This is a genomic window from Protofrankia sp. CiP3 (assembly GCF_917627345.1).
GTDB lineage: Bacteria > Actinomycetota > Actinomycetes > Frankiales > Frankiaceae > Protofrankia.
The window spans coordinates 29,046-50,600 of the sequence record NZ_CAKJTM010000029.1 but is presented as its reverse complement, the minus strand read 5'-3'; the positions used below and the strand labels follow the sequence as shown (position 1 = coordinate 50,600).

14 protein-coding genes and 2 pseudogenes are annotated in these 21,555 nt (G+C 66.5%); 6 read left to right on the top strand and 10 right to left on the bottom strand.

The window, feature by feature from the left end; translation table 11 throughout:
* Positions 1 to 110, top strand: a pseudogene (purU, locus tag MJ797_RS27485) (formyltetrahydrofolate deformylase); the annotation flags it as partial.
* Between the two features lie 8 nt (positions 111 to 118).
* Here purU and MJ797_RS12790 read toward each other — a convergent pair.
* From MJ797_RS12790 to MJ797_RS12780, 3 genes are all read right to left on the bottom strand, one after another.
* A complete protein-coding gene (locus tag MJ797_RS12790; RefSeq protein ID WP_239334561.1) occupies positions 119 to 1,762 on the bottom strand; it encodes a serine/threonine-protein kinase in 1,644 nt (547 codons plus the stop codon).
* Between the two features lie 178 nt (positions 1,763 to 1,940).
* Positions 1,941 to 4,100, bottom strand: a complete 2,160-nt coding sequence (locus tag MJ797_RS12785; protein WP_239334560.1) for a glycosyltransferase family 39 protein — start codon at positions 4,098 to 4,100, stop codon at positions 1,941 to 1,943.
* A gap of 55 nt (positions 4,101 to 4,155) precedes the next feature.
* The gene (locus MJ797_RS12780; protein WP_239334559.1) at positions 4,156 to 5,235 is read right to left on the bottom strand and encodes a hypothetical protein; all 1,080 of its coding nucleotides are present in this window, start codon (positions 5,233 to 5,235) and stop codon (positions 4,156 to 4,158) included.
* Between the two features lie 302 nt (positions 5,236 to 5,537).
* Here MJ797_RS12780 and MJ797_RS12775 point away from each other — a divergent pair, with 302 nt between their 5' ends.
* Both MJ797_RS12775 and MJ797_RS12770 read left to right on the top strand, forming a co-directional pair.
* Entirely contained in the window at positions 5,538 to 6,245 is a 708-nt protein-coding gene (locus MJ797_RS12775) for a M50 family metallopeptidase (protein ID WP_239334558.1), read from the top strand.
* Positions 6,246 to 6,630: 385 nt separating this feature from the next.
* The gene (locus tag MJ797_RS12770) at positions 6,631 to 7,155 is read left to right on the top strand and encodes a hypothetical protein (protein WP_239334557.1); all 525 of its coding nucleotides are present in this window, start codon (positions 6,631 to 6,633) and stop codon (positions 7,153 to 7,155) included.
* Positions 7,156 to 7,273: 118 nt separating this feature from the next.
* On the opposite strand, the gene MJ797_RS12765 is transcribed toward MJ797_RS12770, so the two are convergent.
* Positions 7,274 to 8,920, bottom strand: coding sequence for a glycosyltransferase (locus tag MJ797_RS12765; RefSeq protein ID WP_239334556.1), 1,647 nt, complete (start codon positions 8,918 to 8,920; stop codon positions 7,274 to 7,276).
* Positions 8,921 to 9,620: 700 nt separating this feature from the next.
* Between MJ797_RS12765 and MJ797_RS12760 the strand changes: the two genes are divergently transcribed.
* A complete protein-coding gene (locus MJ797_RS12760; protein WP_239334555.1) occupies positions 9,621 to 10,505 on the top strand; it encodes a NifU family protein in 885 nt (294 codons plus the stop codon).
* Between the two features lie 75 nt (positions 10,506 to 10,580).
* On the opposite strand, the gene MJ797_RS12755 is transcribed toward MJ797_RS12760, so the two are convergent.
* The gene (locus MJ797_RS12755; RefSeq protein WP_239334554.1) at positions 10,581 to 14,060 is read right to left on the bottom strand and encodes a BTAD domain-containing putative transcriptional regulator; all 3,480 of its coding nucleotides are present in this window, start codon (positions 14,058 to 14,060) and stop codon (positions 10,581 to 10,583) included.
* Between the two features lie 459 nt (positions 14,061 to 14,519).
* On the opposite strand from MJ797_RS12755, the gene MJ797_RS12750 reads away from it, so the two are divergent.
* Positions 14,520 to 15,059, top strand: a complete 540-nt coding sequence (locus MJ797_RS12750; protein ID WP_239334553.1) for a hypothetical protein — start codon at positions 14,520 to 14,522, stop codon at positions 15,057 to 15,059.
* 19 nt (positions 15,060 to 15,078) lie between these two features.
* On the opposite strand, the gene MJ797_RS12745 is transcribed toward MJ797_RS12750, so the two are convergent.
* The 5 genes from MJ797_RS12745 to MJ797_RS12730 all read right to left on the bottom strand — a co-directional run bounded on the left by MJ797_RS12745 (position 15,079) and on the right by MJ797_RS12730 (position 20,595).
* Positions 15,079 to 17,505 carry a phosphoketolase gene (locus tag MJ797_RS12745; protein WP_239334552.1) on the bottom strand — a complete coding sequence of 809 codons (2,427 nt, stop codon included), beginning with the start codon at positions 17,503 to 17,505 and terminating at the stop codon, positions 15,079 to 15,081.
* A 121-nt stretch (positions 17,506 to 17,626) separates the two neighbouring features.
* A complete protein-coding gene (gene fdxB, locus MJ797_RS12740) occupies positions 17,627 to 17,926 on the bottom strand; it encodes a ferredoxin III, nif-specific (RefSeq protein WP_239334551.1) in 300 nt (99 codons plus the stop codon).
* A gap of 327 nt (positions 17,927 to 18,253) precedes the next feature.
* On the bottom strand, positions 18,254 to 19,645 hold the full coding sequence (locus MJ797_RS12735) for a cytochrome P450 (protein WP_239334550.1): 1,392 nt from the start codon (positions 19,643 to 19,645) through the stop codon (positions 18,254 to 18,256).
* 78 nt (positions 19,646 to 19,723) lie between these two features.
* A complete protein-coding gene (locus tag MJ797_RS26980; RefSeq protein ID WP_255738876.1) occupies positions 19,724 to 19,855 on the bottom strand; it encodes a hypothetical protein in 132 nt (43 codons plus the stop codon).
* A gap of 167 nt (positions 19,856 to 20,022) precedes the next feature.
* A complete protein-coding gene (locus MJ797_RS12730; protein WP_239334568.1) occupies positions 20,023 to 20,595 on the bottom strand; it encodes a YdcF family protein in 573 nt (190 codons plus the stop codon).
* A 633-nt stretch (positions 20,596 to 21,228) separates the two neighbouring features.
* Between MJ797_RS12730 and MJ797_RS12725 the strand changes: the two are divergent.
* Positions 21,229 to 21,555: pseudogene (locus MJ797_RS12725) on the top strand (hypothetical protein); the annotation flags it as partial.

Below are 21,555 nucleotides of genomic sequence, written 5' to 3'. Positions count from 1 at the left end.
CAGCCGTAGGCCGCGACATCGAAGCCCAGGTACTCGCCCGAGCCGTGCGCTGGCACGCCGAGCACCGCATCCTGCTCAACGGCGGCCGAACCGTCGTCTTCGCAGCCTGACCAGCCGTTCATCGAAGTGAGACGACAGCCCCGCCGCTGAACGGGCCGTCGTGCAACTCCAGATGATCAGCGGTGACGTCCTGGGGGATGTCGAAGACGAGGGTGCCGCTCGCCGTCTCGTCCGCGGAGATGTTCCCCCAGATATCTTCCGAAAAAACCATCCGCGACAGGAGCTGGCTGGAATCGTGGTCTGAGCCAGCGCTGTCGACAAGCCGCTGCGGGGCCACCGACAGATTCCGGGTCGAACCGCCGATGTTGTGCGCGGTAAGGGCGACCAGGCAGTACTGGCCGTCCGGATGCCTGGTGATCAACCCGATCTTCAACTGATCGAGGCCGCACTGCACATGTGTCACGGTGAACTCAAGCTGCCCATCGCGGACCGGGACACCGACCCCGGCCGCCCCGGACAGGACGGGAGAAGGGGACGGGGGCGCCGAAGCCGCAGGCGCGGGCGCGGAGCTGGAAACGGCGGGCGGTGCGCCTGTGTCGTTACCGCCGAGGCCCCGCAGGGCCACCCAACCGAGCAGCAGCAGGAGCACGGCGGCCAGGGCCAGCAACCACCAGCGACGACGCGGCCGCGACGGCGCGGCCGGCGGATACCCGGGGGGCGGGGCCTCGCCGGCGGGCTCGGCGAACCGCGCTGGCTGCCCGAAACGCGCTGGTTGTCCCGATAGCTGGCCGGTCGCGAACGTTGGCGAACCACGGCGGGTCGGTGGCGCGACAGCGGCCATCCGCTGTGTCCGCCCGAGTATCTGATCGATCGGCGTGGATGCGCTGACGTCCGCGTTGCCCTCGACCAGACGCATGAGCAGATCACGCGCGGCTGGCCGCGCCCTCGGATCTTTGGTCAACGCGGTCTCGACCAGCCCCCGCAGCGGTCGGGCGAGACCGGTCAGGTCCGGTGCCTCCTCCACGATCCGCCGCCCCAGGCTGGCGTCAGCGGCCGGCCCGAAGGCTCCCGGTTCCGCGAACGGGTGCCGGCCCGTTCCCGCGTAGCCGACCAGAAGCCCCCAGGTGAAGATGTCCGCGGCCGGGCTGACCGGATCGTCGAGGATCTGTTCGGGCGCCATCCACCCGTAGGTCCCGAAGATCAGTCCACGATCGAGATCATGACGTGTGGTAGCGGCGGGCTTGGCTATCCCAAAGTCGATAACCCTCGGCCCGGACAACGACATGATCACATTGGCGGGCTTGAGGTCACGGTGGACGATCCCCGCGCGGTGGATGGCCGTCAGTGCCGTCGCCACCCCGATCGCGGTACCGGTCAGGGTCGAGGCGGGCAGCGGACCGTCCTCCGTCACCACCCGGTCCAGCCGCCTGCCATCGATGTACTCGGTGACGAGATACGGCGGGTAGGCGTCCGGGTCGGCGTCGAGCACCGATGCCGTACAGAACGGCGAGACCCGTCGGGCCGCGGCGACCTCGTGCCGGAACCGCTCCCGGAAGTCGCGATCGGCGGCGAGGTCCGGCCGGATCACCTTGACCGCGACCTGTCGGCCCAGCGTGTCCCGGCCGAGATAGACCGTGCCCATGCCGCCGACGGCGAGACGGCTGTCCAGCATGTACCTGCCGACCGATACCGGGTCGTCCGCATGCAGCGGCTCCAGTGGCTCCGCCGTAGTCCCCTCCCCCGCTCGGCCTGGCCGCGTCATGCCCGCCGCCCTGCTGCTGCCCGCCCGCTCATAACCCCCCACTTTCGACCGCCCATGACCGGCCCGCTCACAGCCCCATCGTCACCCATCCCAGGCCTCTTGCGGCGGCAGAGTCCCCAACAGGCGGCATGCTCTCGAACGACAAACAGACGAGCAGCTGACCGTACTCAGGTATAGCTCACCCCGGCATCGTCAGGTCATAGACCGTCTGCCCACCGACAGTCCTGGCGGTGAAGGCACTCTGCACCCAGGAGGTGATCCCGTTGTTTTCACGGCCACCAAAACCACCGAAACCACCACCCGCGATGTAGTAATGGATGTTGTGATGAGCGACATACCGCTTGAACTCGGCGAGCGTCGGTGCCGGGTCACCGCCGCTGAACCCGCCCATCGACATGATCGCGGTACCGCTGGCGAGCTCGAGCGAGCCGGCCACCTGGGACCCCGACGCCGCCGCGGCCCAGCGGTAGCCTCGCTGGCCGTTCCTGAGCAACTGGACGAGCTCGGCGTTGGCGGTCTGCTCGGCCCCGGGTCCACCACCGCGCTGGCCGCCTCCCGGCTGTCCAGCACCACCGCCGCCACCGGCCCCGAGGCCGGGGAAGCCCCCGCTGGGGAACCGTCCAGCCGCCGCACCGGGAAACCCACCACCGGGAAACCCACCACCAGGAAAACCACCACCGCCGGCAGTGGCCGGCCCCGCGGTTGGAATCGCGCCCATGTGGGGCGTTGAGGCGGTGTCAAGGGCGTAGGCAGCCGACGGCGCACCCAGCGCGATCACCACTGCCGCGGCCGCGGCCACCCCGGCGGCGGTGAACAGCCGCCGGCCGACCAGCAACGCGAGCGCGCCGAGAACCGCGGCGGCAACAACGACGAACCGCAGTGCCGGGTACCACTCAGGGCTGCGGTCGAGCAAAATGAACGACCACGTGCCGGTGACCGCGACAGCCGCCGCCATCAACGTCCGGGAAACCCGGGAGGCCCGCGCACGCCACAGCGCGGTACCGCCGAAAACGACAAGGCCGGCGATTCCCGGCGCCAGCGCGATCGTGTAGTACGGGTGGATGGTTCCGCTCATATAGCTGAATACGATGCCGGTGACGAGCGTCCAGCCGCCCCACAGCAGAAGACCGGCACGGATGCGGTCCGTGCGGGCCGCCCGGCGGGTGACCCACAGCCCGCCCACCAGGACGATCAGCGCAGCCGGCAGCAGCCACGAGATCTGGGTACCGAACTGGCTGCCGAACATCCGGTTCCAGCCGGTCGGGCCACCGAACATCCCCCCGGGACCGCCACGGCCAGCACCGCCGGCACCAGCACCGCCGGGCATGCCCCGCAGGTACTGGGCGATACCGGCCGGCAGTTGCCCGCCACCCCCGCCCCGAGCGCCCCCGCCCCCATCGCCGAAGATCCGTCCAAGACCGTTGTAGCCGAAGGTCAGCTCAAGAAAGCTGTTGTTGGTCGAACCGCCGATGTAGGGCCGGGAATCTTTCGGCCACAGTTCCACGGCCGCCACGAACCAGCCCGCGGAGGCAAGCACACCGCCGACGCCGACCAGGAGCCCCACCAACCGCCGGCCGATCGAGGTCGGGGCGGCCACCAGGTAGACAAGCCCGAACGCCGGCACCGGCAGGAACGCCTGCATCATCTTCGTCAGGAAGGCGAAGCCGACCGCGGCACCGGTCAGCGCGATCCAGCGGTAGCTCCCGGTCTCGGTCGCGCGCACCACGCAGTAGGCCGCTACGATGAGCAGCAGCGTGAGCGGCGCGTCCGGGTTGTTGAATCGGAACATCAGGACGGCCACCGGCGTCAGGGCCAGCATGGCACCGGCAACAAGACCCGCGCGAGGACCGATCCAGCGGCGGATCGTGAGATAGAGGATGCCCACGGATGCCATGCCTTCCAGCGCGTCCGGTAGAAGCATGCTCCAGCCGCTGAAGCCGAAAATCCTTCCGGACAAAGCCATCACCCACAGTGACGCTGGCGGTTTGTCCACAGTGATGAAGTTCGACGAGTCGAACGAGCCGAAGAACATCGCCTTCCAGCTCCGCGTACCGGCCTGCACCGCGGCGGCGTAGAAGCTGTTGGCGTTACCAGACGCGCCGAGCCCCCACAGGTAGGTGACGGCGGTGGCGGCCAGCAGAACAAGCAGGGCCGGACGTATCCACCACGGGTCCGCGGAGTGCCCCCGCAACGGCCGGGGCAGCCGGATCGGGGGTGCGCTCGGCGCCGCGTGAGCGTGACCACCCAGCGCCCCAGGTGATGGCTCCTGACGCCGTGCCGGGATGTCGACGTCGGGTCTGACCGACCCCCAGTCGAGGTCGCCGGCGTTCGTGGTCATCGTGTGCTCCCCTTGCTGCTGGCCTGCTGACCTGCTGACGGCGGTGGCGCCTTCCTCACGTGAGTGTCGCCGCCGACGCGACAAAGGTCGTGGGCTTGGCCGGGCTCGTGCCCGAAGCCGCGCCAGCCGGACCGCCCATGTCGCCGGGCTGGTCGTCACCGGGAGGGCCGGCTGGCGCGGCTGCTCCCCCGGCGTCCACCATGCACTGGCGGAAGGCCGCACGGACCTTCGAATCCCTCATGTCCGGACGAGACTGCCCGTTGCTGCCGCCGAGGGTGATGCCCTTGTCCTTCAGACACGCCTGGAACTTCTCCAGATCGATCGCCGGGCCGTCGCCATCCTGGAACCGATCCCCGCCCAGGAACCCGTCACCTGGCATCCGGCCTTCGCCGAAGCCACCACCGCCGGGAAAGCGGCCACGGCCCGGCCCGTAGCTGGGAAGCCCGCCGGGACTGGCGGCGTCCACGGTCTGGCTGCCGCTGTTCCCCCCACCAGCTGCGGCCATGACAGCGGCACTGGTACCCAGTACGACCGCGAGTATGGCGCCCGCGGCGATCAGGCCACCGCGCCGACCGAACCGCCGACCGAACTGCCAACCGCCTCCCGCCGTGGGCTGCGCCGCCGTCGGCAGATCCGCCGGCCCGGCCGCCGAGTGGATCTCGGGCCGGCCCGCGCCGGCCCACCAGGGCGCGTCAGCCCCCGCCGGCCCGAGCACATCCATGGATGTATCCGCGGGAACGGCACGGATCAGCGCGGCCACATCGGCAACCGATGAGGCCGGGCCGACCACCTGCGGCCGTACCTGAGCACCCAGATCCGGCGGGACATCAACGCCCGGGGGCGTGACCAGCACCAGGCGGGTGTCGCCGGGGCGGGCCGCAAGAGCCGCCAGCAGCTCCCGCTCATAGATCGTGGCAACAATGATCAGCTGGACCAGCCGTTGCGTCCGCGGCTCGCTCAGGCCGTCGTCGGCCACACCGGTTGACGGTTGCTCCCCAAGCCGGTTGTCCCCAGGCTGGTCGTCCCCGAACGGTGGCTCAGCCGACGGTGGCAGGACCTCGTAGCCGGGTCCGAGCGCGCCGGCCATCGCCCCCGGGTCGGCGGGCAGACTCGGGCTCAACCACACGTGTGTCATGTGCATACCGTGGCGGTCACGCCTGAGGGGAAGCTTTCGGAAACCTTGGGATGTCCTGTTGGATCGCGGCACCCCCGCTGGAGCACGGCCCCAGCACCGGAGCACAACGGCCCGCCGCGCACAAACCTCGAAAGATCACTGATCTCGTCAGCCGGCGCGACAGCGGCTGACCAGCTCCTCCGCGCCCTCCCGCCGCGCGAAAAAATATTCAGTTGTCCAGCCGGCGAAAAAATTATGTGATTAGCACATCAGCAGAGCCAATATTGATGAGCCAATGCGAATCGTGTCGTGCCGGGGGCGCCATGAACAACGGTAGTAGCAGCATGGGCCTGACGATGATCGTCGCGGACAGGGTCGGCACGCCGTTATGGATTATCGTGCTCACTGGCCTGGCCGCCCTCGCGGCGGTCGTGCCCACATGGACCTGGCACGGCAGCGGCCACCTCGACACGATCGCGCACGAGGGCGGTCACGCGCTTGTCGCCTACCTCCTCGGACGCTGGGTCCTTGGGGTATGGCTGTTCTCGGACACGTCAGGCCTCACAAGCACATATGGGCGGCGCAACCGGTTCGCCGAATTCCTCATGCTGGCAGCCGGTTACACCGCATCGTCCGGGCTCGGGCTGGGAGCGGCGGCCCTGTTGAATGCCGGTCACATCACCGCGACGCTGCTCCTTGCCCTCCTGGCGCTGGCGGCGCTTTTCCTCGTCACCCGAAACGGCTTCGGAAAAATGATCGTCGCCGGTACCGGCGCCGTGGTCATTCTGGTACTGCATTCGGCCTCGGTGGGCACGCAAAGTGCGCTCGCGTGTTTCCTCACCTGGTTCCTGTTGCTGGCCGGGCCACGGTCCGTTCTCGACCTGCACCGAGCGCACCGGAAAGGAGCATGGTCCTCGGACGCGGACGCGATGGCCGAGATCACCGGCATTCCCGCCATAATCTGGATAGTCGGCTTTGGTGTGTTCACCGTCCTGTGCCTGTTCCGCGGCACATACCTGTTCCTCGGCTGACGCCGGCTCCTTCACACGATCTTTCGAGATTTTCGAGATCAGCAGCTGGAACATGGGCGCGTGACCACAGCGGATCACTCGTCGGTCCAGCGGTGTCTCGTGATTGACATCTCGGCGGTGATGTTGTCCATAGCGGCAGCCCGAGCCCGGCGTACAGGGACTCTTCCCCTGATCACCCCCTCTTTACGGTCAGCCGACAGCCTGGTGTCAGATGTGTTACATGGGTTAAGTACGCCAGGACGGGTAGAGCTGTTCCATGGCTCGACAACGGAGGGGTCCGACAGCCCAGCGCGCACCGAACGTCACACGCCCACGGAACACCAGGTACACACGGAACGGCACACACCGCATGTCACGCATCCGGCCCGCTGCGCGGGCAGCACGGATGACCCGCCCGCCAGTTTCTCAGCTGCTCTTCGCCGCGACCGCGCTCGCGGCTGTGATTGTCATGCCCACCGACGCACTGACGGCATCCTCCTCAGCGCCACCTACGGCGCCATCCAACATCCAGGCCACTCCAGCCACGGTGCCAGCCACGGTGCCAGCCACGGTGCCAGCCACGGTGCCAGCCACGGACATAGCGGACAGGTCGGCCGTCGCGACGCCGATCGGGAGCGCTGGTCCATCCACTGATGAGCAGATCACGCGGGCGGTACGGACGAGCCCGTTGCTCGGTGAGGTTCCCCCGGACGGCATCCAGGTGGTCGACGTCCGCGTATCCAGGATCGACCCGACCGTCGCGGTTGCCCATGTCGTGCCAGCCAGTGGTGAGACCGACCCAGCGATCGCCCTGCTACGGCACCCGGGCAACCGCTGGGCTGTCGTCGAGCTCGGTACGGCCGGCGTCGGCTGCGACAGTCTCAGCACGGCGGTCCAGCAGGAACTCGGGCTCGTCTGCGACCTTTTGTAAGCTTTCGCGAGTTTTCACAACAGCGAGTTCTCACAACAACAGCCGCCCCCCGTCCGGGCTGGTCCGGACCAGCCCGGACCAGGCCCAGGACGCCAGCGGGTGATTCGGTCCAGCCCGATCAGTTGGCGAACGTCAACGCCGACAGCAGGGCGACAGCGAGAATGATCGTGCCACGTATCGGTACCTGCCAGCGCTCAACCGCCGCACGTCGCTCACTGACCGCGGACAGCGGACCAGCCATCATCATCAACATGATCCCAGCCCACACCAACGCGAACACCGGACGACCGGGGCGCGTGTCGAAGGCATAGATAATGATCGATGCGACCAGCGTGAGCGCGAAAGTAATCTGCGGCAGGACCAGCACGGACATCTTCGGCTGGAACACTTTCTCGGTCGTACCGGAGGAACGCGGCCGGTAACCGAACGCAACCCACAGAAACGCGATCAGATACAGCGGGGCAATGAACAGCGAACTCGCGACCGTTCGGGCCGCGGGCCTGCCCCCCGCATAGGCGACGATGAAGAGCGCCGAACTAAGCAGGTAGGGCAGGCCGAAGAACAGGTAGGCCTCTTCAGCGGCACCGGACACCAGCCGCATCCGGAAGATCACAGACATCGGTGGGCCCACCAAAAAAACCATCTGGACCGTGGTCAGGAGCGGGCTGAGGCTGGTGTGCAGGTAGTGCGCCCGCTGCCAGCCCCGCAGGCCTGGTTTGCGCAACGGGTTGTCGAAAAGTAGCAGGCGCATATGGTCCATCGCCCATCGCAGACGCTGCTTGGCGTAGACGGCGGCGGTCGCCGGCGCCGTCCCGATCGAAATCGGCCGGGCATGGTAGACGCTGGACCAACCACGCGCGTGCAGTTCGTAGGATGTCTGCACATCTTCGACCAGATTCCATTCGCTGAATCCGCCAGCCGACTCGAGAGCCGACCGGCGATACAGGGTCCCGTTGCCGCAGGAGAACGCGCTGTTGTCACGGTCCTTCGCCGGCTGGATGGCACGGAAGAGCATGGGATCAGCGTTGTTCAGGACATCCGCGCGACCCGTGTCAAAACACTGGGCAGTACAGACGAAGCCAACTGCCGCGTCGCGCAGATAACCGACTATCCGCTCCCCCACGTCCGGCACCACCAGGTGATCGGCATCAAGGGTCAGGACCGCGTCGCCATTGGTGCGGGCCAGCGCGTGGTTGAGATTACCGGCCTTTCCCGGGGTCCCGTCGACGCGGGTGAAGCACGGTATGCCGAGCCGTGCGGCGAGCGCGTCGATTTCCCGCCAGTTCTTCCGGCCGGCGATGCGGCCGTCATTGAGAACGTAGGTCTGGTGTGGGTAGTCGATCGCCAGGGCGAAACGCAGCGTCCGCTCGACCATGGACGCCGGCTCACCGCACACCGTCACGAACACATCAAGCGTTCCCACCGGCGTCCCGGCGTGGCGTACTCTATCCGGGCGCATCCGGCCGATCATCACCACCGTCCAGGCGACAGTTATGTAGCTGACCAACTCAGCGCCGTAGAAGAGGCGACCGAACGCGCCCGTACCGTCGAGCGTGCCCAGGCGCCAGATCAGATAGATCCCGCCCAGCACAATGACCAGTACACCGGCTACCGGTCCCAGGCGCCCGCTGACCGGGCCGCCCGCCAGAGTGTCCCAGCGGCGCCGTGCGGGTTCATCCGTCGGCACCCGCGGCCGAGGCACCCAGGGCGCGAAGCCGTCGGGAGCCGGCACGGTAGCGTCGACGGGCGCTGCGTCGCGAGCCATACTTGCCACCTTTCAAAAAGATTCGCCTACTGCCAGGAAGGATTTAGAGCGCCCGGCAATAGGACTGTCCGGCTCGCGGCGCCCAGTGATTGCCGCGGGCCAAAGCGGGTAATGTACGGAATACGGGCATTTTCGATCAACGGGTCACCGGCCATGCGGGAATCCGTTGCGCCCGACCGGAAAAATATTAATCAATACGCTGCTCCAGACTGGCGCCGACCGGGCTGGCGCGGCCCGGAACGCAGCCTGTTCGCCCCGACAATGGCCGGCAAGAGGGATGGTTCAAACACAGGGTAACCTCTTGACAGCATTTCGTGACGACCACAGCCGCGACTGGCCCGGGTACACCCGATATTGGCCGGCGATGGGGCGATTTCCCCCTCGGTGGCCGGCCGCCACGCCCGGCATGCTTCGGCGGAGTTGTTCACCACGCCAGCAAACGAGCCGCCGGCCACCGAGGGGATGAAATGTCCGGAAACTGACCGGTGTGACCAGCATGACGGCCGGCTCGGCGGCCGGCAGGTGACAGCCGTCATATGCCCGGCCGATTTCGGCGGTGACCCGTCAACCTTATGGGATCGTGAGAAGGTACCCACGGTCTTGTCCAAACCCGGCCGAGGGGGAACCAGCCGGTCAAAGAGTACGCGATCATAATTCTTTTCGTGCGGCCGGCTGCCCCAGAGGACCTAGGAGTCCAACGATGAGCAGCACTCGGCCGATCGGGCCGCAGCGGAACGAACCCAGCTTCGACGCGCTGTCGGAGGCGCTGGATGAGGCGGCGGCCGCCGTCCAGAACCTGGAACCCGCCGCGCGGCAGCAAGCCGAGCAGCTCCGCCACGCCGTCGAAGCCCTCCATGGCAGCGGGATCAACGCCATCGTCCGGAAACTGCGCGCCGACCCTCGCGGCCGCGAGCTCCTGTTCGAACTCGCGGATGATCCTCTGGTGCACCTGCTCTTCTCGATGCACCACGTCATCCAGCCCACGCCGGTGACCGAATCGCTGCACGCGCTCGACAAGGTACGGCCCTATCTGCGTGCCCACGGCGGGGATGTCGAACTGATCCGGATCGACGGGGATACGGCCTTCCTGCGGGTGAACGGTACCTGCAACAGCCGTGCCCTGACCGGAGTCACACTGCGTGAAGTAGTCAAGGACGCTCTGGTCGGAGGGGTCGCATCCATCGCGCGGGTGGTGATGCTCGCGGGTGAACCGCCCCCGACGCTGATCCCGCTGGGTCCCGTCCGCACCCGCGACGGCGGCTGGGTCACGGTCGGTACGACCATGGAGCTCTCCCGCCAACAGATCACCGCGCTACATCTCGAGCGAGCCGACGGCGCCGAAGCCGATGTAGTGATCATAAGTGTAGGCGATCAGCTAATCGCCTACCGCGACACCTGCGCCCACCAAGGCCTCCCCATCAACGTAGCCCAGCTGGACCCGGCAACGGGCACCCTCACCTGTCCCCGGCACGGCTTTTGTTACGATGCGCAGTCGGGCAGCTGCCTCAACGCACCAGATGCGCGGCTGGAGCAGCTTCCCCTACGGATCGATAACGGTCAGGTGTGGATCCGGATCGACAGATAGATCGACGGATAACCGGTTGGGGTACGTGCCCCAGCGCCGCGACGCCGCGTCCCCTGTTGCCGGTCGCAGGCCGCCTCACAGGTCGAACGGACGGCTCCCGGCGGTCCACAGCTGTGTGAACTGCTGCTCGACGAACTGCGCGAACGTCGAATCAACCGGAACCTCATACTGTGTGGTCCGGGACGACGAGTCGCTCATCGGAAGCGTCGCGACCAGCGCGCGTGCGTCCGACCGGTAATACGCGACGGTGGACGCCGCCCGGTAGACCCGCACCGCGATGTGTTCCCGGTCCGAGCCGGTCAGCCCGTCGATGAAGCTCCGAAGGCACCGCAAATTCGCCTGGACCAGTCCAGAGACATCGTGCGACATGCCGATCTCCCGGGTGCGCTGGACGTCCGCGGGCGAGTCGGGGTCCAGCAACATGATCTGAACCAACGCACCCCGGTCGAGGGCGCGCAGAAGCGCACCGAGAAAGGAATCCCGCAGCCGGTCCTCGAGGAGCTCTGTCCAGGTGGAGAGAATCCGCACAACATACTCACTCGCCGCAACCCGCTGAATGAACCCATCATGATCAAAATGGTCGAGGACGCGTTCCGTCGCCGGCTCAAGCCGATCACCCGGGCCGCGTATCAACCAGTTACGGACCTCGGACTCCTCTGCACCATCATGATCATTAAATAATGCCAGTGCCTGGCTCCACGACGCCCGCGCCTGTAGATCGTCCTTCCGCCAGTAATGCAGCCTGCCCCGGCGGGCAAGGGTTCTCGCCTGGTTCAGCATGTCGCCACGTTCCTGGAAAATGGACATGCAGGCGTCGTAACAGCCGAACGCCTCGGGATCACGACCCCGTCGGCTGTGGGCGTCACCCAGCAACAGCAGCGCCTCGGCCCGCAACGGCAGATGCCCCTCCGCCTGGAAGAAACGAGCTGCCGCACCAAGCATCCCGATGGCGTCGTCCACCCGCCCAGTCCGCAGGAAGGCGGAGCCGAGGGCCATCCGGGCACGCTCAACCGCCAGCTGATTGCTTGTCATCTCACAGTAACCGACCGCAGCCTCCAGGCAGGACAACGACTCGGCGGGACGAGCTGCGGCAAGATAAGCCCGACCGAGGGTTTGGAGCGTCCGCGCCACACCGAACGTCACACCGAAATCACGAAAAAGATTCCTGCCGATACGAAGATGATCAATAGCCTCATCGATCCTGCCGTCTTCTGTGTCCAGTTCGCCCAGGTTACGGCGCGCCGCGGCCTCGCCGATCGGCCAGGCCGTCGAGACAAACAGCGCCAAGCTCGCCTCGAACAACCTTCGCGCACCGGCGCGGTCACCCTGCAACCGGCGCAGCAGCCCGAGATGGCGGCGCACGTTCGCCTCGGCCACCTGACTGCGCTGCCGCCGGGTTGCCGCGAGAGCCGCCTCATGGGTCCGGTGCCAGAACGACCAGTGCGATCCGATCTCGAAGAAGTCGACGAGCGCGGCGCTGAGCAGCCACGTCATCTCATCGAAGCCTTCAGCCTCAGCCTGTTCGACGAGAGCGACCAGGCTCTTGCTCTCGCGGTCGAACCACTGGATCGGACGTCCCGTAACGGATTCGATCATTCCGTCCTCGGCCGGTTGCCACTGCGGCACAGACCGGCGTGGGACGATCGGAATACCGATGTGCAGCCGCTTGGCGGCCTCCTCCGCGCAGGCCAGATACATCTCCAGGACCCGTTCGAGCGCGGCGGAGCGGTCGGCGGGGCTGTCCTCCTGCGCAAGGCGCTCACGCGCAAACAACAACAACAGATCATGAAAACGATACCGAGACTCGCTTCCATTACTGGCACGACGCTCGAGAAGCTGCCCAGCCGCCAGCTCTTCGAGCAGCTCGGAAGCCTCCCGCACATTCTGATCAAGAAGGGCGGCCGCGGCCAGCGGCCCTACGTCCTCCGTCTCCAGCACGGACAGCAGACGGAACGCTCGCCGGGTCGCCGCTGGCAGCTCCCGGTAGCTCAGGTCGACACTGGCCCGCACTTCAAGATCTCCGACCCTGAGCACGTTCAAACGCGCAACCTGGAGATCCTCACGCAGCGAGCGGAGGTGCGTGTCCGGTCGCTGTTCGAGACGCGCCCCCGCGATGCGTACCGCCAGCGGCAGAAATCCGCACAGCGCCACGATGGTGCGGGCCTCCTCGAGTTCGGCCTCGACCCGCGCGGCACCCGCCACCTTGGCGAGCAGGGTGACGGCACCGTCGGAGTCGAGGACGTCAAGCAGGAGGTGATCCGCGTCCAGACTCGAAAGCGCACGCCTGCTGGTGATAATGACCCCGCAGGATGCCGCGCCCGGAATCAGCGGACGCACCTGTTCGGCATCCGTCGCATTGTCCAGGACGACGAGCAGCCGCTTGCCGTCGAGCGTCGAACGGTACAGTGCCGCACGCACCTCATGATCATCTCCTATCTGCTCACGCGGCACCCCCAGACCGAGGAGAAACGACACCAGAACCGTCGACGGCTCGGCCGGCGAGTCGGGCGTGGCCTGTAGATTTGTGTAAAGGATGCCATCGGGGAAACGAGGCCGGAGCCGATGGGCGACGTGAACGGCGAGCGCCGTCTTGCCGACACCCGCCTGCCCGGCTATCGCCGAGACAATCACGCCCGCGCTGCCTGTTCCCGCACCGACGTCAGCCGTTTCGAACAAGGTGAGGAGATCCGCGACTTCCCTTTCGCGGCCCGTGAAGTTTCTTGTCCCGGTGGGAAGCTGATACGGCACGGGATGACGCGCCGCGGCGACGAGACCGACCTTTTCAACTGGCGGGACCCAGCGCAGGGATGGTTCGTCGGCAAGGATCACGCGCTGCCTTTCCCGGATCGCGGTCGGTTCAATTCCGAGATCGCGGGAACGGCGCAACGCATCCAGGCAGACGGCGGCGGCATCCTCCCGGCGACCGTCGCGGTAGAGGGACAACGACAAATCCAGCTGTAACCGTTCGTCGGCCGGGTTGTCGGCGAGCAGCCGCCGCAGGATCGGAACCAGCGGCCCATGCCGACCAGCGGCCAGATATGCGGCTGCTCTTTCTTTCTCCGCGTACAGGCGAAGCTCACGCAACCGGGCCGCATAACGCTCGACAAAGGGGCGCGTTTCAAGATCCGATAATGGCTCTCCGCGCCAGAGCGCCAATGCCGCGTCCATCCGGTCGGCGGCACTCGCCGCGTCTCTGGAGTCCAGCAGCCGCCGGGCCTGTTCCACCCAGCTGAGGAAAACCAGCTCGTCAAGCTCCTCCGCCCCGACGTGCAGAACGTATCCTCCGGCGCCCCGCGCCAAGGGCTGTCCGTTGGACTGGCCCAGCACCCGTCGAAGATCCAAGATGTGCACCCGAAGCCGATGCAGGAGCTGGCGCCGACGCTCGTCGTACCAACCGTCATCGCCCTGCATGGCTCGCAGCAGCTCCCGGTCAGGGATGGGACGGTTCGCCTCGGAGAGCAGAGCCGCGAGCAGCAGGCGGCGCTGCGGACCGCCGATCGGCACCTGCCCGGCCTCGCTCACCACCTCGAGCGATCCAAGAACCCGAAACTCCATGTCATCCTGTTCCACAAAACAACGCATGTCGCCAATTGGGTGATCCCAGTGCCTCGGATACCATCATGAACCAGTACGCGGGATCTGTCTGTGACAACTTGAAGCAAAGTCGTGACCAGCAGGGTGTGCAGTCGCATGTCCGACAGGACGCAACCGCAGCACCGTCAGCGGTAGCAGTGTCAGCGGTGGCACTGACCAGATCCTGACCACGCCTGCGCATCGCCCGCGCAGCCGATTACGTATTTTGACGGAGTCGAACAAGCCGAGTAGCCACAAACTGGACAACAGGCGGCCAGCCAAGCCGCCATCGCCCGCGCGGTGTCACACCCACCAGGGCCAAGCCGGCCCTGGTCGTTCACCCAGGTGCCGCGTTCACGCTCCTGACCAGCTGCTGACCAGCTGGTCTTTCAATGGGAACCGACGGGCGAACTTCCCGAGACGACCCGGCAGGAGGGCAACATGATGACAGTTCACTCCGACTGCGCGATGGTGCCAGAATTCGCGTGGCGGGCGGTCACCGTAACTGGGGACCAGCTCGCGCTCCAAGTTGACGACGAGACAATCATCCGGATGCGGGAAGAATGGCGCGCCCAGGGCCGGGTGACATGCAGGGCCCAAAAACATCTGATGGTCGTGGAAGGCAGCCACGGCGGCCTTCGGGTCACTGCCGAGTTGACCGGCGACGTACTCGCGGTGCTCCAAAAAGGACGCGGGAACACCCTCGTCAGGCTGACCGGAGACCGCTGGCTGCGTTGGATCACACCCAACTGGCGGGGTTTCGCTCGAGGCTTCGTCACCCATACAACCAGCGCTCCCCGGACCGACGGGCACAACGTCGTTCTATTCGCCCGGGACGGGATTGCGATTGTGCTCGGCGGCCACCGGGTCCTGCTCAGCTCAGCCGACGGAGCCCCGGCCTTTCACGAGTACGATCTTCTCCTGACGCTCGGCTGGTTCCTCATCCTGGTCGACGCTCCAGCCGTCCCGGTGGCCATCTGATTGCCTGTAAGCAAAGTCGCTACACGTGCGGTGCGCGTGGCCGCCCATGGTCGCCCGGCCAGGTCCAGTCGCGGACTTCAGGAAGGTCCTCGAGATGTTCGCTGATGTGGGCCTGATGACGGGCGAGCTGGGTCTCGCAATGGGTGACGAGCCGGTCAGCGCCTCGCGGGGTGGTGCGGGCGAACTCGATGGCAAGGCGGGCGAGGTGGTAACGGCTGACACCGTTGCGCACGACCATGTCGAACGGGGTGGTGGTGGTGCCTTGTTCCATGAAGCCGCGGACGTGGAAACGTTGCGGATTGGGCCGGCCGTGCAAAAGCTGGTGGATCGCGCGGCTGTAGCCGTGGAAACCGACGACGACGTCGGTTTCGTCGGTAAAAAGGGCGCGGAACAGCGGAACGGAGAAGCCATGGGGGTGCAGGTCCGCGCGAAGCAGGGCCATCAGGTCGACGATATTGACGACACGGACGGTGAGGCCCGGCGTGAACTGACGCAGCAGGTCGGCGGCGGCGAGGATCTCCATGGTGGGGACGTCCCCGATCCCGGCGAGGACGATGTCGGTGCGGTGCTCGCCGCCGTCGCTGCCGGCCCATTCCCAGACCGAGCCGCCGCGGGCACAGTGTTCAGCGGCTTCGTCCGCGGAGAGGTATTGCAGGTGGGGCTGTTTGTCCGCGACGAGGAGGTTGACGTGATCGCGGCTGCGTAGGCAGTGATCGGCGACCGAGAGCAGGGTGTTGGCGTCCGGCGGCAGCCAGATCCGGGCGATGCCAGGGGACAGGGGGACGACGGTGTCGATGAGCCCGGGGCCCTGGTGGGAGAAGCCGTTGTGGTCATTACGCCAACAGGTGCTGGTCAGCAGCACGTTCAGGCTGGGTACCGGCGCCCGCCAGGGCAGCCGGGCGGCTTCCTGCAGCCACTTGGTGTGCTGGATGAGCATGGAGGCGGAAACCATCGCGAACGCCTCGTAGGTGGCGAACAGGCCGTGCCGGCCGGTGAGCGTGTAGGCCTCCAGCCAGCCCTGGCACAGGTGCTCGGAGAGCACCTCCATGACCCGGCCGGATGGGGATACCCGGTCGTCGTGCGGGCCGGTCGGGGCGACCAGGCAGCGGTCGGTGACATCGAGGACGGCACCGAGCCGGTTGCTGGTCAGCTCGTCCGGGCTGAACACCCGGAAGGTGGTGGGATTGTCTCGGTAGACGTCGCGGAGCAGGTCGCCGAGCGGCCGGGTGGTTTCGTGGATGACCTTTCCGCGAGTTTCTGGACCGACCGTGATCGCGTGGGCACGCCAGTCCGGCAGCCGCAGCGCCACGGCGCGCCGGCCGCCGTTGGCGTAGCTGGTCGCCCCCAGCCGCTTGTCGCCGGTCGGTGCGAGCGCGGCGAGATCGGCGACCAACCGCCCGTCCGCGTCGAAATGCGAGTCCGGGTGGTAGGAACGCAGCCACGCCTCCAGCTGAGCCAGCTGGGCCGGCTTCTCCCGAACACCCGCCAACGGCACCTGATGGGCGCGGAAGGTGCCTTCCATCGCCACCCCATCGACCTGTTTCGGGCCGGTCCATCCCTTCGGGGTCCGTAACACGATCATCGGCCAGCGCGGGGTGGCGGTCACCACCGCGCCTGGGGCGCGGGCGTCGTCCTGGATACGGCGGATCTGGCTGTAAGCGGTGGCGAGCCTGGCCGCGAAGTCCCGGTGGACCTGGTGGGCGTCGCTCCCCTCGACCCAGGCCACATCGTAGCCGTGGCCGGCGAAGAAGGCGGTCACCCCGGCCCGGTCGAGGCGGCCCAGCACCGTCGGATTCGCAATCTTGTACTGATTGAGGTTCAGGATCGGCAGCACCGCACCGTCACGGGCCGGGTTGAGGAACCGGATGCCTTTCCAGCTTCCCTCCAATGGCCCGGTCTCGGCTTCACCATCACCGACCACTGCCGCGACCAGCAGGTCAGGGTGGTCGAACGCGGCGCCGAAGGCGTGCACCAGGGCGTAGCCGAGTTCGCCGCCCTCGTGGATCGACCCTGGCGTCGGGACGGAGACGTGGCTCGGTACCCCCCCGGGGGTGGAGAACTGCCGGACCAGCCGGGTCAGGCCCGCCAGGTCCCGCGACACCTGTGGGTAGATCTCCGAATAGGTGCCTTCCAGATAGGTGTTGGCGACCAGCGCCGGGCCGCCGTGCCCCGGCCCGGCCACGTACAGCACATCCTGCCCAGTCACCCGTACCAACCGGTTCAGTTGGGCATACACCAGGTTCAGCGCCGGGGACGTACCCCAGTGACCCAGCAGCCGAGGCTTGATCTGCCCTGGCTCCAATGGCTCGCGCAGCAATGGATTGGTACGCAGATAGATCTGCGCCACCGTCAGATAATTCGCGGCCTCCCAGTACCCCACCAGCCGGCTGAGGGACACCTCGTCCAGATCCGGAATACGTCGATCCGTGGATGCGCTAACAGTCACCCACCCAGCTTCCTCCAGCACGGGACGCTCCGGCCAGCGGGCGGATCGAGTGGCTGTCGGTGTCCGGCCTGACCACCCGATCCGGCCGCATCTCGACGGCGAGCTGACGGCCGCCGGCTGGTCAGGCCGCTTCCGCCGGCGCGTAGGTGTGACAGCGCGGCGCACATACCCGGACGCAGGCGGCACAGCCGATGCAGTTGCCGGCAGCCTCGATGGTCATAACCTTACGCTCGATCTCCTGCTCCTCGTCGAAAGGATCGACCAGCTCATCGTCTTCGTTCAGGCCCATCAGCTTCAGTACACTCTGACCGCACACCTTGAAGCAACGACCGCACCCGATGCACTTCTCTCGATCTATCGCCATTATGTAATGAGGTACCCACGGGCTCGCGTCACGAGTGGCAAACTGAATGTGGCTCATATAAATTCTCCTAGGTTTTCTGGGGTCCGCGGGCGCGCGCGGGTCCATCTCAGCGTGAATGACTCAGGTGGCCGGCTCCCCAGCCTTGGTCTTGATGTCGTCGAGTTCACTCGCCGTCGCCCGTCAAGAACATGTGGCCGTTCAAGGATATGTCCGGCGCCGCGGCGCATACCCCGATCGTGCCAGAAGGCCACAATCACCGGTCCGCTCGGCCTCGGGCAAAGCGCCGAGGAACCCGGTCCGGCGTGCCGAACGGTCCCGGCCACGCCGCGAGGCCTATGGCCGGAACAGTTCTTACCGCCGGGACGCATGGCTCCCGGCGCCCCGTCAGCGGCGCCGCCGGACAATGATCGGTAGGCCGTCACGCGGCCGCAGAGTCACCAGCGGCTGCGGTACGATCTTCAGACCGATAGCGGGTTCGAACGCCCACCGGCGACAGATCGTGGCAAGAGCCAACACTCCCTCGGTTTGGGCGAAGCTGTTGCCGATGCACTGATGCGGGCCGCCCCCGAAGGGGAAATAGGCATACCGCGGCCGGTCCGGGTCGATCCGGTCCCCGAGCCAGCGGGCCGGATCAAAACGCTCCGGCTCCGGCCACCACTGTTCGTCACGGTGGACGACCCACTGGCAGAGAAGCAGTGTCGAGCCGGCCGGCAGGCGATAGCCTCCAATGACACGGTCTTCCAACAAATAGCGGCCCATGCCCCACACCGGTGGATAAAGCCGCATTGACTCGGTGAACACCGCGTCGGCATATGGCAGCCGCGGCAGGTCCGCTACCGTTGGCCGCCGGCCGGACAGGACGGTGTCGAGTTCGGCATACAGCGCCGCCGCAATCTCGGGATGCTCTCCGAGCAGATGAAAAGTCCAGGTCAACGCGTTTGCGGTGGTTTCGTGACCGGCAAGCATGATAGTCAGGATCTCGTCGCGGACCTGCGTGTCGTCCATGCCCTCGCCGGTCTCGGCATCGCGGGCTGTCAGCAGCAGTGAGAGCAGGTCCCGCCCGCTCGCCCCAGCGGCACGGCGGCGCTCGATAAGATCGTAGACGACCCGGTCAAGAGCACGGCGAGCGTTACGGCGGCGTCTGGGCCCAGGCAGTGGCAGCCTCTCCAGCGTCTCGAAACCGGCCCGCACAGCCTTCCGAGTGACCACCATGTTCTCACTGATAGCTGTCCGGATGACAGCTACCTCGTTACTGTCGACATCGACGTCGAACAGGGCTCGGGTAACCATCGCCAACGTCATCTCGATCATCTCATCATGCAGATCAAGATATTGGCCATCCGTCCAGGAATCAGCCCGATCGTCCGCTGTCGCGGCAAAAATCTCCCCGTATTCAAAAATCCGTTGACGGTGAAACATCGGCTGCATGAGCCGGCGTTGCCTGCGGTGCCACTCCCCCGCGCTGGTCAGCAGCCCCCGCCCGAGCACCAGCGCGAGAGGCTCCACCACTGTCTGGCGGGAGCCGAAGCCACGACGGACAATGCCTCGGGCGAATGCCCGGCTCGACCCGACGAGGACGTCCGCGATAACCGCCGGGTCCGCCACGAGATAAAGCGACATCGGCCGCGAGGAGATCCGCGCGACCGGGCCGTACGTCCGACGCAGATGCGTGAGGCCCGCGAGCGGATCGGGGCGTAGCAGTCTGCCGGCCGCGCGCGGGCCACCGGCCAGCCCCGGGACGGTTTCCGCGCCTTTCAGCACGAAAACCGCCAACACGGACACTGCTGAACAACAACAGCCGGAGCAATGGCCATGGCGGACCCTCCTCGGGATCGTGGGCGGGGGCAGGGGCACTCAACCCGGCAGGACGACCAGCAGACCGATCTTCACGATAATCGCGATCTCGGCACCGCGGTCCGAGACACTGGCCACGTCCACGACGAGCCTCAGAGATGTTCCGAGTCCGGACCGAGCACCACCGGACACCTGACGATCGCCGAAAGTGAGACCTTCACCGCCTGCCTATAAGGCGGCCACAACCAGCGTACGGCCAAAAATCATTTAAACAATATAAAAATATACTTCTCGACCGTCACTACGACCGTGTGAACCCGCCCACTGACCTATTGCGGCCGCCCCGCTCGGGGACGTGTTCACACGGCTGGTGGCGCGACCCCTGCCGGGGTCGTCCGATGGAAGAGCTGATAAAAGCGGTAAGCGACGCCTTCCCGAGCAATGTAACGAAGCTGCGTACCGAAGCCACGGGTGGACGGGCCAGTCCTTACCGGTGACGTAACCGCGTCAATATCAAGGTCACGAGCGATCGTTCGTGACCGCAGCGAATGCCACGGATCCGTCACGATCACTGCGCTCCGCCATTGATGCCTCGCCATGGCCGCCGCTACCGCCCGCAACGATCCCAAGGTGTCCCGCCCCTCTCCTACGGGCATCAGGGCAGTCACCGGAACGCCGCGGGAGGCCAGGTAGTTCGCGCCTGCCTGCCCTTCGGTGTAAGCATCTCCCACCTGCGCGCCGCCGACTGTTACGACCAACGGAGCCACTCCTCGGCGGTACAGGTCAAACGCGTGGTCAAGGCGCGCCGCAAACACAGCGGAAGGGCGTCCGTCGTATTGGGAAGCACCGAGCACCACCAGCACATCCGACCGGCGCTGGTCGTCCGAAATCCCCACCGTCCACACCTGGAGAAGACTGGCCACGGTAATCATGGACCCGGCGAGCAGAAGGACAACCGCTGCTTGGGACAACAGAAAATGCCAACGTATCCGAAGCCGCCGCGACACAACGCCCGCGTCGGTTTGGGGCAGATATACGACTGCGGCATCCGGATGAATGAAATCGGCCTTCCCGGCCATCAGTGACCCCCCTTTGAGCTGGACGCCGCGCTCGATTATCATCATGGCGGGGATTCGTTCGGCACCCCTCCAGCAAAATCGATGACGCGAGGTATGTACCCTGCATCCACATTCATTGAAACCTGCATCCGTCCGCCTACTCGGCGTTCATTAATATCGACTGCAATTACCTGAGGCCGCTCCACCGCAATCAAGAAACTACTAAAAGTAATATACTGATACTCACTTGAAAACGAGTCACCACACGAGGGCTCCCGTACCGAGGCGCCGCGCCGCCTCCACCACGGGGCAGCTGCGCGGCACGGTCGGTCTGGTCACGGTGATGACAGCATGGGTGAACAGCGAGCGTACTCAGGGGGCAGCGGAGGGACGCGGCGTGGTGCGGGTTGGGGCATGGCCACCCACGGTCCGGGTATCAACAGTCGCGGCGGGGTGAGATCGCTCGGTGGGGCGCATGCCGATGGGGGTGGGACGGTGGCGGACGCGATGTCCCGCTCCGCATCGGCGCTACGCGCGGGTGACCCACGCCAGCTCGGGCCGTATCACCTGCATGGCCGGCTCGGCGAAGGCGGGATGGGCACGGTCTTTCTCGGCCGGCGCCAGGACGGCCCGCTGGTCGCCATCAAGGTGATCCGGCCCGACTTCGCTCGTGCGCCGGAGTTCCGGGAACGATTCCGGCGGGAGGCGATGAACGCCCGCCGGGTCGCCCGATTCTGCACAGCCGCCGTCATCGACGCCGACCCATCAATTCAGCGAGATCAAGCAGCCAGCGTAGGACATGCACGGCGCACGGGTCGACACGGTCGAACACCG

What these genes read in the sequence shown, in the direction of transcription:
- MJ797_RS12790 (WP_239334561.1), bottom strand. Translation starts at nt 1,762, where the DNA reads ATGACGCGGCCAGGCCGAGCGGGGGAGGGGACTACGGCGGAGCCACTG.
- MJ797_RS12785 (WP_239334560.1), bottom strand. Translation starts at nt 4,100, where the DNA reads ATGACCACGAACGCCGGCGACCTCGACTGGGGGTCGGTCAGACCCGAC.
- MJ797_RS12780 (WP_239334559.1), bottom strand. Translation starts at nt 5,235, where the DNA reads ATGACACACGTGTGGTTGAGCCCGAGTCTGCCCGCCGACCCGGGGGCG.
- MJ797_RS12775 (WP_239334558.1), top strand. Translation starts at nt 5,538, where the DNA reads ATGAACAACGGTAGTAGCAGCATGGGCCTGACGATGATCGTCGCGGAC.
- MJ797_RS12770 (WP_239334557.1), top strand. Translation starts at nt 6,631, where the DNA reads ATGACCCGCCCGCCAGTTTCTCAGCTGCTCTTCGCCGCGACCGCGCTC.
- MJ797_RS12765 (WP_239334556.1), bottom strand. Translation starts at nt 8,920, where the DNA reads ATGGCTCGCGACGCAGCGCCCGTCGACGCTACCGTGCCGGCTCCCGAC.
- MJ797_RS12760 (WP_239334555.1), top strand. Translation starts at nt 9,621, where the DNA reads ATGAGCAGCACTCGGCCGATCGGGCCGCAGCGGAACGAACCCAGCTTC.
- MJ797_RS12755 (WP_239334554.1), bottom strand. Translation starts at nt 14,060, where the DNA reads ATGGAGTTTCGGGTTCTTGGATCGCTCGAGGTGGTGAGCGAGGCCGGG.
- MJ797_RS12750 (WP_239334553.1), top strand. Translation starts at nt 14,520, where the DNA reads ATGATGACAGTTCACTCCGACTGCGCGATGGTGCCAGAATTCGCGTGG.
- fdxB (WP_239334551.1), bottom strand. Translation starts at nt 17,926, where the DNA reads ATGAGCCACATTCAGTTTGCCACTCGTGACGCGAGCCCGTGGGTACCT.
- MJ797_RS12730 (WP_239334568.1), bottom strand. Translation starts at nt 20,595, where the DNA reads ATGATTACCGTGGCCAGTCTTCTCCAGGTGTGGACGGTGGGGATTTCG.